At 37.1% G+C, this 13,202-nt stretch carries 9 protein-coding genes; 4 read left to right on the plus strand and 5 right to left on the minus strand.

The genetic code is table 11. From position 1 onward, the window contains the following. Positions 1 to 9: 9 nt before the first annotated feature. Positions 10 to 879, plus strand: a complete 870-nt coding sequence (gene tatC / locus BBROOKSOX_RS02345) for a twin-arginine translocase subunit TatC (protein WP_139659581.1) — start codon at positions 10 to 12, stop codon at positions 877 to 879. Between the two features lie 99 nt (positions 880 to 978). On the opposite strand, the gene BBROOKSOX_RS02350 is transcribed toward tatC, so the two are convergent. Next, positions 979 to 1,743: a hypothetical protein gene (locus BBROOKSOX_RS02350; protein ID WP_139659582.1), complete on the minus strand. Its 765-nt coding sequence runs from the start codon at positions 1,741 to 1,743 to the stop codon at positions 979 to 981. A gap of 96 nt (positions 1,744 to 1,839) precedes the next feature. On the opposite strand from BBROOKSOX_RS02350, the gene dapA reads away from it, so the two are divergent. From dapA to BBROOKSOX_RS02365, 3 genes are read left to right on the plus strand one after another with little or no spacing between them, the layout of a single operon-like run. Further along, the gene (gene dapA, locus BBROOKSOX_RS02355) at positions 1,840 to 2,730 is read left to right on the plus strand and encodes a 4-hydroxy-tetrahydrodipicolinate synthase (protein WP_139659583.1); all 891 of its coding nucleotides are present in this window, start codon (positions 1,840 to 1,842) and stop codon (positions 2,728 to 2,730) included. Beyond that, positions 2,730 to 3,866: an outer membrane protein assembly factor BamC gene (gene bamC / locus BBROOKSOX_RS02360; protein ID WP_139659584.1), complete on the plus strand. Its 1,137-nt coding sequence runs from the start codon at positions 2,730 to 2,732 to the stop codon at positions 3,864 to 3,866. The genes dapA and bamC overlap by 1 nt, the downstream gene beginning before the upstream one ends. 6 nt (positions 3,867 to 3,872) lie before the next feature. Further along, positions 3,873 to 5,771 carry a helix-hairpin-helix domain-containing protein gene (locus BBROOKSOX_RS02365; protein ID WP_139659585.1) on the plus strand — a complete coding sequence of 633 codons (1,899 nt, stop codon included), beginning with the start codon at positions 3,873 to 3,875 and terminating at the stop codon, positions 5,769 to 5,771. Here the strand turns inward: BBROOKSOX_RS02365 and BBROOKSOX_RS02370 are convergent, their stop codons facing one another. The 4 genes from BBROOKSOX_RS02370 to nirB are packed head-to-tail and all read right to left on the minus strand — an operon-like array spanning position 5,772 to position 12,820. Beyond that, entirely contained in the window at positions 5,772 to 7,226 is a 1,455-nt protein-coding gene (locus BBROOKSOX_RS02370) for a molybdopterin oxidoreductase family protein (RefSeq protein ID WP_257607734.1), read from the minus strand. Beyond that, the gene (locus BBROOKSOX_RS02375; protein WP_139659587.1) at positions 7,223 to 8,923 is read right to left on the minus strand and encodes a bifunctional protein-serine/threonine kinase/phosphatase; all 1,701 of its coding nucleotides are present in this window, start codon (positions 8,921 to 8,923) and stop codon (positions 7,223 to 7,225) included. Before BBROOKSOX_RS02375 ends, BBROOKSOX_RS02370 begins: the two co-directional genes overlap by 4 nt. Before the next feature lie 33 nt (positions 8,924 to 8,956). After that, positions 8,957 to 10,423 (minus strand): MFS transporter, encoded by a 1,467-nt coding sequence (locus BBROOKSOX_RS02380; protein WP_139659588.1) that lies wholly within the window; start codon positions 10,421 to 10,423, stop codon positions 8,957 to 8,959. A 15-nt stretch (positions 10,424 to 10,438) separates the two neighbouring features. Further along, the gene (nirB, locus tag BBROOKSOX_RS02385; RefSeq protein ID WP_139659589.1) at positions 10,439 to 12,820 is read right to left on the minus strand and encodes a nitrite reductase large subunit NirB; all 2,382 of its coding nucleotides are present in this window, start codon (positions 12,818 to 12,820) and stop codon (positions 10,439 to 10,441) included. Positions 12,821 to 13,202 lie beyond the last annotated feature (382 nt).

A 13,202-nucleotide genomic window follows, 5' to 3' on the forward strand; every position in this document is an offset into this window, starting at 1 on the left:
TAAATAAGTATGAGCACACAGCGCATTAAACAAGATATGACCTTTATTCAACACTTGGTTGAATTGCGTGACAAACTGCTGCATTCTGTCATTGCAATTTTGCTGGTATTTGCTGGTATTTTTCCCTTTGCCAACGAAGTTTATAGTTTTATTGCCGCACCTATTCTCAATGTCTTGCCCTCAGATAGCAATATTATTGCAATTGGTGTAATCTCACCTTTCTTAACGCCGCTCAAAATGGCGTTAATTTTTTCCGTTTACGCTACTATGCCCTTTCTACTTTATCAAGTTTGGTCGTTTATTGCGCCTGCCTTATATAAGCATGAAAAACAAATGATTTTGCCCTTAGTGATTTCATCAACAATCTTGTTTTATGCAGGCTTGTTGTTTTCGTTTTATATTGTTTTTCCTGTTATCTTTGGCTTCTTATCTAGCATCGGTCCAAGCATTGTAGACTTCACCCCCGATATTCAATATTATCTTGATTTTGTGTTAAAAGTATCTTTTGCTTTTGGTGTGGCATTCGAAGTGCCTATTGCCACTATCTTGCTAATTATATTTGGTGTAACAACCGTAGAGAAACTTAAGAAAAATCGTCCTTATATTATCATTGGTGCCTTTGTTTTAGGCATGTTACTGACACCGCCTGATATTATCTCTCAAACCTTGATTGCTGTCCCAATGTGGTTGTTGTTTGAGGCTGGATTGATTTTCGCACCTATGTTTAAACGCTCAGCGCCAATATCGGATGGCAAAGACACTGAAGCTGAATCAGCCAGCACTGCTAATAAGAAAGAAGCCGAAGATGAGGAAGACTGGGGTGATGAAGAATTAGATAAAATTGATGAAGAATTTAAGAAGCTGGATAAAGAAAATTAAGCATTGATGCATTTATTTGGCCTAGCCCTATTTAGCAACCGGAACATGTATGTTGGTAGGATTAATGGCAAAAATCTCAGTAGTAGGGGTAATTGATTTTTATTTTTTAAAAAAACGACAATAATCTTTGAGTAATGATTCTTGTTTGATGCCTTCTTTGCAGCATTTGATCCCCCTTGCAACAACACTTTTCCAATTCATAATATACTGGTGCTGATAAAACTTACTGGTTATTGCATTCATTTGTACTAAAAATAGTCGATGCGGTTGTCCAGATAAAAACTCTGCAAGAAAACCAATGGGAAATAAAGCGATTGTTTTAAATAAACCCAGTTTTTTTAATGTTGTGATATTCATAGGTGAAAATTGACCACTATTATCAATTAAAAATGGGGGTAATGGCTCAAAAATATGACCAATTAGACGCAAAGCGGCACTTAATATTGTCCATAGCATTAAATATTCTATGTAATTATGAGTGAAAAAAGTAAGCAAAATCATCAATATTGATAGCAAGATTAAGTTGGCTAATATTGTAAATTTAATTTCTTTAATAAGGAGTGTTTGAATAGCAAAAAGCAATAAAGCGATATACAAAAATCCACTCCAAAAACTGTTGACAATTAATAACCATACAAAAGCGTCTATAAAAATAGAGTAATGAACTATTCTATTAAAGCTATTTCTATGTAATGCCTCATAGACGACAGATTGGAAATCTAATTGAATATTCTTACTTGGCCAAAATGCAAGAAAAAATGGTAAAGTTCTGCCAATTATCTTAGGTGGAATAACAAGGCAAAGAATAACAAGAATGCAGGCGGAAACAACACAAGCAAGCCAAATATAATATAAATTTTCCATAAATTTATTCTACCTTAAAATTTGCACTTAGAATTTTAATTTAGAAATTAAAAAACCCACTAAATATTTAGTGGGTTTTTTATATATAATAACACAATGCGTATTAAACACCCATTAACAGGCGCTATGGTCGCTCTAATCACTCCGATGTTTGAAGATGGTTCGGTGGATTTTGACGCACTTGCAAATTTGGTTGAGTTTCATATTCAGAGCGGTACCAAAGCTATTGTCTCTATGGGGACAACGGGCGAGAGTGCAACGCTTAATCAAGGTGAGCATATTGAAGTGATGCAAAAAACCATTGAGTTTGCCAAAGGACGCATTGCTATTATTGCAGGCACAGGCGCCAATTCTACCGCTGAGGCAATTGAGCTAACGCAAGCCGCCAAAGTCTTAGGTGCAAACGCTGTGCTTTTAGTCACGCCTTATTACAATAAGCCAACCCAAGAAGGGTTGTATCAGCATTATAAGGCTATTGCTGAGGCAGTTGATATTGACCAAATTTTATATAATGTTCCGGGTAGAACTGCTGTAGATTTATTGCCAGAAACGGCAATTCGCCTATCAACGATTAACAATATTATCGGCATTAAGGATGCAACAGGTCAATTATCAGTTGCACAAGAACTGATTGATGGTTGTCCAGAAGATTTCTTATTGTATAGTGGTGATGATGCCACAGCGGTCGAGTTTATTTTAATGGGCGGTCATGGCGGTATCTCAGTAAGCGCAAATGTAGCGCCAGCAGAAGTATCAAACGCCTATCAAGCGGCTTTGAATAAAGATAGAAAATTAGCTGAAACTATTAATGCAAACTTATATAATTTACATCAACATTTATTTACGGAATCAAACCCAATTCCTGTTAAGTGGGCGATGCATAAAATGGGCAAATGCGACAGTGGAATTCGCTTGCCATTGACAAAATTGTCACCACAATATCAAATGATATTAGAACAAGATTTATCTAATTTAGGAGCTATATAATGATAAAAAAAATAACAATTACGCTACTTGCGTTTTCTTTAGCAAGTTGTTTTTCGTTTGGCGAAAAAGCAAAGAAATCAAACAGCGGTCTTGGTGAAAGAAATATTCAATATTATGCCAATAAAACAGTAACTTCTTTAGAGATTCCGCCAGATTTAACCAAGCCTGACTCGCAAGAGGCGTTTAGATTAAGTGAGTATGTTGCAAATATTCAAGAAGACACCCTTAATTTTTCTAAAAATGATGTTGCTACTAAAAAGGCAGCGAGTGTTGTTAATGGCTCTACAAAAGTTAAAGTTAAAAGATTGGGTCAAATTCGCTGGATAGTGATTGATAAAAAAGTAGATGCCGTATGGAGTTTGGCAAAAAGCTTTTTTAAATCACATGGTTTTGCAATCAAGAGAAGTGACAAGAAAATTGGCGTTATGGAAACTAATTTTTTAGAAAATCATCCTGAAATCCCCGACCAATCAGTCGGTTTAATTCGTTCAATGCTGAAAAAAGCCACGAAGGCTAGATACGCACTGCCAATTATTGATAAATACAGAATGAGAATTGAACCTACAGATAACGGCAAAAAAACCGAAGTTCATTTCACTTTAAATTCCATGGAGGAAGTCATTACTAATGCAGGCGGTGAAGATGAAAACACCATTTGGCAAGCTCGCCCTAAGGACCAATCGTTAGAAACTGAAATGCTTTATCGTTTTACGGTTTATCTTGGCAGTGATCATACGATTGCAAGGAAGAAAATTACTAACACCAAGGGAAACCAAATAGTAAAAGTAGAAATAGTGAAAGGCGTAGGTGGTTACGCGAAACTTAAATTTGCTTTGGGTAAACATGAAACTTGGGCAAATGTTGGCTGGGCACTTGATGAGTTAAATATTGATGTTGAAGATAAAGATATAAAAGAAGGCAGTTTCTATGTGAATGTTGCTAAGGAAAAAGACAAAGGCGTTGTTTCACGCATCTTTGGTGATAATGCAATTAAAGAGTCCTATCAAATCATTGTTAGGCAAATTAGCAGTCATTCAACTGAGGTAACTTTTAATGATTTGTCTGAAGAGAATGAACAAGAAACCATTGACTTTAGTTACGAACTCTTAAACAATATCTCTAAACAATTTCAATAATAGCAAGTGGCGTTAACACAAGCCATTCGAGATAAAATTATCCGCCAAGAAATATTGGTAGATGAATTAAGTGACCAACAGTTAGCTGACTTTTGCATTACACTCAATACTGCTTATCGTGATGGCAACCCAATGGTCAGCGATAAAGATTACGATTTTATTTACCTGCCAGCACTCAAAAAAAGGCGACCAGAACACCCATTATTGCAAGCAATAGAGCCCGAAGGTGCGGGATTTTCTACTGACAAGGTTTTACTGCCAGAGATAATGCTTTCTACTGATAAAGCCTATTCTCAGGAAGAAGTTGGTAAATGGTTGGAGCGTATTAAAAAATCCGCTATTGAAATTGATGTTGATATTCACACTATTCAAATTAAGGCCACACCTAAGTTGGATGGTTTTGCTGGTTATGACGATGGCATACGCCTTTATACGCGTGGCGACGGCAAAAAAGGTAGCGATATTAGTCGTGTGTTTGAGAGAGGATTGCAAGTCTACAAGGATACTGAGCGTGGACAAGGTGCAGGTGAGATTGTGGTTCAAAAAAGTTATTTTGAACAATATTTATCTGCAGATTTTGAATATCCACGCAATTTTCAAGCCAGTCTAATCAAAGAAAAAGCTTTAGATGAAAAGACCGAACAAGCGATAAAAAATAAAGCAGCATTGTTTGTGCCCTTTAATCAATTACCGCATTGGTTAGGCAGCATGGAGGATTTGAAAACCCAATTTGATATAGTTGTTGAGGATGTGCTTAGCGAAGTAGATTTTGATGTGGATGGTGTGGTGTTTGAGGTAACCAACGATGATTTAAAAACACACATGGGCGCGAATAGAAAATTCCACCGTTGGCAAATTGCTTTTAAAGAGAATAAAGATAAAGCACAAGTTAAAGTTTTATCTGTTACCCCGCAAGTGGGACGCACAGGCAAGATTACACCTGTGGCAGAATTAGAACCTACGCTGTTAAGTGGTGCAACTATTAACCGTGCTAGTGCGCATCATTACGGCTTGGTAAAAGAGCAAGGTTTGGGTGCTGGCAGTGTGATTGAATTGATGCGTTCTGGCTTGGTCATTCCTAAAATTAACAAAGTTTTAAAACCTACAGAGCCTAATATTCCAACTGTGTGCCCCAGTTGTGGCAAAACATTGCAATGGGAATCTGATTTTTTAATATGTGTGAATCATAGTGAGTGTCCAGCGCAGGTTATTGGAAAAATGGAATATTTTTTTAAGATATTGGGTAATAATGATGGTTTTGGTGTTGCCACAATTAAAAAACTTTATGAAAACGGTATTCGTAAAATTTCAGAAATTTATGCACTGACTCATAACGATTTAACCAAGATGGGTTTTGGCGATAAAACCAGCGAAAATTTGATTGCTGAGCGCCATAAATCAATCACTGAGCAAATTGAAGATTGGCGTTTTTTAGCAGCCTTTGGCATTACTAGATTAGGCATGGGGAACTGTGAAAACCTACTTAGGTCTTGTTTATTGAGTGATATTTTTGCATTAAATTTAGAAAAAATAGCCGATATTGAAGGTTTTGCCGAATTAACCGCACAAGCTGTTGTAACAGGACTACAAGACATTAAAAATGAGTTTGACTTATTGAATCAATACGACTTTAATTTAGAAATCACCCCTTTGCAAAATGAGCGGATAGAATTTACCCATGTGTTGGTTGGTAAAAAAGTTGTTTTTACTGGCAAAATGAATGGCTCAAGAGATAAAATGAAAAAGAAGGCTAAATCTATCGGTATAAAAGTGCTCGTTAGTGTCAGTGCTAAAACCGATTATTTGGTAGTTGGCGACAATGTAGGGCAAAAGAAAATTGCAGCTGCAGAGAAATTCAATGTAGCAATATTAACTGAAGAAAATTATTTAACCATGATTAGATGATTAACCCTTAAAACAAGGCTGTTTAGAGTGTTTATCCAATTCAACTTTTTTATTTTTAAACAATTCTGTGTTAGTTATATGATGAATTGATACTGTTTGAGGGTTTTTATGGGTCATATCATTCAAGGTTTTGCTTTTACCAGTTCGTGACATCCCATGCCACTGCTCTAACAATCTTCCGTTACTGATCGATTTTCCATAGACTCTATCAACTTTTTCAAATTCTACAATTTCTTCACGAACCTGAATTCTTGGCGACCATGTTTCATCAATATCCATTTCAAGCCAAATTTGAGCTGAATCTTTATAGTCAAAGCCTGACAAACCCAGTGCTTTTGCAACAAGACACATGATTTCCCAATCTGGTTTTGACTCACCAGCAGGTGGTAAAAAAGCATTTTGTTCCAAATACCGGCGTTCTGAGTTTTTCTGATGCCCTGTTTTTTCAGACCAAGAGCAGGCTGGCAATACAATAGTTGCATCTTGAGTGGTTAAAGTTTTTGTAAAGTCTGAGACTATCAAGGTCTCAAATTTTCGATAATTAATCATACTGTGTGCTGGGTTTGTTGCCATAACCCACAGGGTTTTAATCTGATCGGTTGAGAAAAATTCAGTGGCTGTTAAGTCTTTAGTTTTAACGCCAATTTCTCTACCGCCCATGGCGTTGCTTTGCCCAGTTAGCGATAAAACACCACAGCCTGGTTTGTTGATATTGCCAACTTTAATGTGTGCATTAATAAGGGCATTAACCTTATCGGTTGCATCGGTCGACTGTGTTAGACCTTGGGAATAAATACTTAAAGTTTTTTTGTTTTTAAACCATGGTTGATTAACCAAATCATCAATTATTTCCATGTCCCTGCCAGCTTCAACCTTGATAAATAAATCTGATTTTTTGGCTGTTGTTGTTTCATAGATATCGACACAGACAATAAAAGCCTTAGATTTTTTGACATAATTAAAGACAATAGGATGGCAATCTGCAGTGTTACTGCCAATAATAAAGATAGTTTCTGCAAGAAAAATATCATCATAAGACACAGGCACAATGTCTGCACCATAAGCACGGTTATTGGCTGCCACCGTTGAATACATACAAAGTCTAGAGTTGCTTTCTATATTCTTAATACCATAAGACTCTGCAAATTTTTTACCTATATATAAATCCTCCATTAGCATCTGTCCAGATAAATATAGCGCAATTTCATCTTTTTTAGTTGAACGGAAAATATTTGCGATTGATTCAATTGTCTCATCCCAAGTTCCAATAGAAGGTTTAAGCAGTCTATCGTTATCCGTGCCAACAGTTTCTAACAAAGTTTGCCCTTTGATGCAAAGCATGCCTTTATTGACAGGTGACTCTTTATCTCCGATTAACTTTAATGTTGAGCCAGAACGGCTGATTTTAATCTCGCAGCCAACGCCACAGTACGGACAGGTTGTTTTAAAACTCATTTGGTCACCAATAGTAATAATAAAATAAAATTTAACGCAAATAATAACCCAAGATACCATCGATATTTTTTTAATTTAGCTTCTGGTTTTACGGGTTCTTCAATTTGCAAGAAGTTTGAATTTGGGTGTTCTAAATCATATAAAAATTCACTCAGCACTTCGTATCTGGATGTTATCTCTAAATGACAGGCTTTACGCACTGCACCATCAATCCATATTGCTAGATTTGGACGGTGTATTAATATTGATTCGTAAGATAACTTGGATAATTTTTGCGTGGTTAGGTTTTTATCTAATTTGTTTTGGTAGGGAAGTTGTGAGGCAAATATCTCATACACAATTGCACCCAAACTAAATTGGTCTGATGCTTGAGAAGCCTTACCATTCAAGATAACTTCTGGTGCAGTATAACCTTGTGTGCCTTGATTATCCATAACATCAACGGGGCTGCTTAGTTCGGCAACGCCAGCAATCCTTGTGGAGCCAAAATCAATCAGTTTGATTTGTCCAATTTCATCAATCATAATGTTTTCTGGTTTAAGGTCACAATGTAGCATCTCTTGACGGTGAAAGGCTCTCAAACCTTGGATAATTTGTTTAACAAAACTCACGACTATTTTGATATCAGGTTCTTTATTTTCATCCATCCATTGTCTGAGTGTTTGTCCTTTGATGTATTCCATCGCATAGGCTAAAAAGCTGGATTTTTCATTGCTGTTATGAATTTTCACCACATTAGGACTTTGTATTCGCTGTCCCGCCCATTGCTCATACATAAAATGTTTCAGATATTGAGGGTTATCTTCAAAATTAACTGAAGGTGTTTTTAGTGCAACCGATTGTTTGGTGTTAATATCTTTAGCCAAATACAATTGCATTTTAGGGCTTGAAATAAGGAGTGACTGTATTTCAAAACCATTAATTTTCATACCTTTATCTAGGTCTGGTGGCACAGGTCTCTCAGTGAGCTCATCAAAAGCCTCGCCTATATTCTTCTCTGGTAGTTGCTCAATCTTCACAATCATTGCTGAGATGTTGTCGCTACTATCTGCATTTAGTGCCTTGTCAACAATATCACTTGCTGTTGATGCTGCGCTCATTAAATTTTGCAACGAAGTATCATTCAAATAATCATGCACACCATCTGTTGTCATCAAAAATTGATCATTAACTTCAAGGTTAAAAGTTTGATAATCAACATTCACTTTAAGATCAAACCCCATGGCTCTTGATAGGTAAGTTTTTTCTTTATTTAGGCTTAAAACATGGTCCTTTGTTAGTTGTGTCAATACCCCTTGTCGATAACGATAAATTCTGGAATCACCCACATGAAAAATATGTGCAGTATTGGATTTAATGATGATCACACTCAATGTAGATAGCATTGATGAGATTTCATCGTTGCGTATTGATTGAGAATACAACCAATTATTCAGTGCTGAAATAACTTTTGTTGCACAGTGCTCTACCCGCCAAGAATCTGGCGTGGAATAATAATCACTAAGAAAACTATTAACGCAACAACTACTTGCCTCAGCCGCTCGCTCACACGCACTTACGCCATCAGCAATAACACTGGTAATACCCTTGTATTCTAAGGCTTGTTTGTCAGGTATGTGATAAGCACAAGCATCCTGATTCTCAGGTTTGGTGCCTGCAATAGAATGTGAGGTTATGCTAACTTTAAGTTGCTTCATATTTAGGGGTTTACTGAGTTAATGTTAAGATATTTAGTTAAGTTTGATGATTTCAACCGTGCCGTCATCTAGTATTTCGGTCATATGACCTTTTGGCTCTTCCAAAAATACTATAATTAACACCAATACAATTGCACTAACTACGCCAATTAACATAAAGAATTGGTCGTAGCCTACCAAAGAATTGACCGTTAAAAACATAACTGCACCTACATTGCCAAAAGCACCAACCATGCCAGCAATTTGCCCTGTCAATCGTCTTTGGATAAGTGGCACCATAGCGAATACTGCTCCTGATCCTGCTTTAGAGAATATGCCACCAGCAATTGTTAGTAATACCACTAAATAAATTGACCAACTTTTATCAACATTACCTAAGGCTATAAAACTCAAACTAACGCCAAAGAAAACAATCATTAAAGTTAGTTTTCTGCCGTATTTATCACTTAAATAACCACCCCCTGGCCGAGCGAATAAGTTGATAAATGGATAGATGCCCGCTAATAGTGCAGCGGTAATCTTAGGCAACTCAAACCAATCAACATAAAACATTGCCAATATAGAGATAACAGCCAATTCAGTACCAAAAGTAACCAAGTATGCCCAATCAAGAATGGCAACTTGCTTAAATTTATATTGATGCTGCCTTGGCACGCCTTGCCTTAAATGTTGGGCGTTAATATGCCATGTTTTAAAGACTTGCAATACAAATATTACAGTCAATACACCGTACACAATATATTCTATTGTTGATGAAATCATTGCCATATTAGCAGGTGACAATTTCCATGTGAGTAATGATAAAGCCAAATATAGAGGGATATTCATTACAATATAGAGCGCCAAGTCTGAATAACTACTCACTTCCATAGCGCCTGATTTTTTTGGCTTGAAATAAGTAGAACCCTTAGGCGTGTTGCTAACATTGAAATAATAAAAAACACCATACAATATTGCCAAAACACTCGCAATGGTGATGGCGTAACGCCAGCCATTAACATCACTAAAACTACTGGCAATAAAAGGTAGGCAGAACGCTGCTCCCGCAGAACCAAAATTGCCCCAACCGCCGTAAATTCCTTGTGCAGTACCGGTTTGTTTGGCTGGAAACCATTCGGATATCATGCGAATACCCACCACAAAACCGGCACCAATAAAGCCTGAAAAAAATCTGAACAGTGCCAGTTGTTCATATGATTGCATCCAACTAAATGCAATTGAGATTAAGCCGCCTAACATTAATATGGCTGAAAATAGTATTTTAGGACCTAACTTATCAACCAACATTCCCACAATAATTCTTGCTGGAATAGTCATTGCCACATTAAGAATAAGCAATACCTTTGCTTGTTGCTCAGTGAGTGACAAAGCCTCTTGGATGAAAGGCATCATTGGTCCAAGGCTCAGCCACACTACAAAGGTCATAAAAAAAGCAAACCAAGTCAGATGTAGAATCCGATATTTACCCTTAAATGAAAATAGATTTAATTTATCTTCCATAATAGCATCCTTAAATTAAGCTGATTTTCTGTGGTCTGTTGTTTTCCATGGATTGGCAATGGTCTTAGGTAATGCGTTTGCCCATTGCTTAATTTTTTCTGCTGTGTCTAGTTTTGATTGAATATAATCCAAACCAACGCGTTCTTCAAAGTGCATAACACGCTCAAGATAATTGCCTTCTGTGCGATATAACTGTACAAAAGCCTTAAGGTATTCAATCACTTCCTCTTCAGTTTCAAAGAAACGGTCTTTTAAACAAGCTTTTGTTCTGATACCACAAGCACCAGCTACATGAATTTCATAACCTTTTTCGGTGCAAATCACCCCAAAATCTTTAATCGTTGCTTCAGCGCAATTGCGCGGACAACCACTCACACCCATCTTGAACTTATGTGGCATAAAGTGTGACCAAACCGCATCTTCCATCTTCACTGATAAGCCCATTGAATCCTGTGTTCCCATCATACAATGATCTGTGCCAACACAAGATTTACAGGTTCTGGTGGCTTTGCCATACGCATACCCTGATTCCATGCCTGCCGCTGCAATTTCATCCCACATATCGTTCAAATTTTCCTCAGGAATACCTAATAAATCAATGCGCTGTCCTCCTGTTACTTTAACCGTTGGCACTTCATATTTCACGGCAATCTCTGCTAACGATTTAAGTTCTGCTGGTGTTGTCAACCCACCCTGCATTTGTGGCACAATAGAGTAAGTACCATCTCTTTGTTTGTTAGCATGCATCCTTTCATTGTGTGGACGCTCTGCATCGTTATGCACATACGCATCGTTAAACTGCGACGATAAATAATAGTTAATTGCCGGACCACAGGTCTCACAAGTGCTCGTGAATTCTAATGCACAGCGTACTTCATCAATGGTTTTAACCGTATTCAGCGCCCTCACATATTCACGCACTTCTGCAGTTGAATGACTACTACAACCACACAGTGTTTCCTTGATTACTAATTCTGCACCCGATACAAAACTAAAAATTTGCTTGGCTACCGATTCACAGCCACCACACCCTGTGGCACAACCTGTGTCTGCTTGCATTGCCTCAAAGGTGTTACAACCATTAGCCACTGAAGTGATAATATCACCCTTAGTTACCCCCACACAACCACAGACTTGTTCATCGTCTGTCATTTTTTCAACACCCGATGCACCGGCACTAGACTCGTCAATACCAATATCACCAAATAATAAAGTTTTACGAATATCGGTAATATCTGTTTCTTTCTTAATTAAATCAAAGTAAAAAAGCCCATCTGTGGAATCACCAAACAATACCGCACCGACTAACTTGTTGTTACGGATAGAAAGTCGTTTCCGTGTATTTAATGCATGATCTTTAGAACACATAATTTCATCCTCATCGTTGTCAAACTCACCTGCTGAGAAAACATCAACCCCTGAAATTTTGAGCTTGGTAGAGATATCCGATCCTGTGTACATATGATGACTAATCTCACATACTTGTTCAGCACATACACGCGCTTGCTCAAATAGTGGTGCGACTAATCCATAAGTGGTACCTCGGTGTTTAATACACTCCCCTACTGAATAAATAACAGGGTCTGAGGTCATCATGGTATCGTTTACAATAATACCTCGGTCGGTGTGTAAGCCAATTTTTTTAGCTAAAGCATCATTAGGTACGATACCAACCGACATAACGACCATATCTGTTTCCAATGTCGTTCCATCTTCGAATTCTAACGACGCCACTTTATCTTTGCCAATAATTTTGCTGGTTATTGCCCCCAATTTAAAACTAATGTTTTTTTGCTCTAGCACTTTTTGTAATAAATGTCCAGATGAAGCATCTAATTGCATATTCATAATGGAATCCATATTGCCAATAACGGTTACTTTAAAACCTAATTCATTCAACCCATTGGCCGCCTCAAGTCCCAGCAAACCCGTGCCAATAACAGCCACTTTTTTAGATTTTCCAGCCTCTGACTGCATATATTCAACATCATAAATATCTCTAAATGAAACCACGCCTTTTAATTCCTTACCAGGTAATGGCAGAATAAATGGCGTTGAACCCGTGCAGAGCACTAAACGGTCATAATCCAGCGACTCAGAGTCGGTTTTACCAACTTTTGTTACTGATACAGTTTTGGCTTTTCTATCAATAGCGGTTACTTCAAAACCAGGCTTAAAAATAAGATTATTTTGTGCGAAATAAGCCTCATCATGCGTTCTGATTTCATCAAAACCTTTTTCACCAGCTAAAACGGGGGAAAGCATAATTCTGTTATAGGGTAATACTGTTTCCGCACCGATAATAGTGATCTTATACATAAGCGGGTCTATTTTTAAAACTTCGTCTACCACTTTCATAGCGCTCATTCCTGAACCAACTATAACCAATTTTTTCATAATATTTCCTTTTATTTATTTACACAATTTATGCTTTAAACATAAAAAAAGCCAGTTAGAAAAATGTGCACATGACATTTTCTAACTGGCTTCAATGCTCTATGGTTAAATTCAACTTTGAATTGACCAAAAAAAACGCTTATCGTATTTCATTAAAATAGAAACCCAGATAAACGTCAATGTTTTTTTTGTTGCCCATCATTGGGTAACTTGATGCAAATTATACCAAAAATACAACCGTTGTGTCTATCATTATTTTAGAATTAATAGAGACCTTTGCATAAATAGGAATGATTAGCAAAATCCAATTTTTGCCCAATGGGTGATTTTTTTAAACCTTGTCCTAGCAGGGCTAAGGCTGGGTTTAAAAAATCGCCAAGTG

The organism is bacterium endosymbiont of Bathymodiolus sp. 5 South (assembly GCF_900128535.1).
Taxonomy (GTDB): Bacteria; Pseudomonadota; Gammaproteobacteria; order PS1; family Pseudothioglobaceae; genus Thiodubiliella.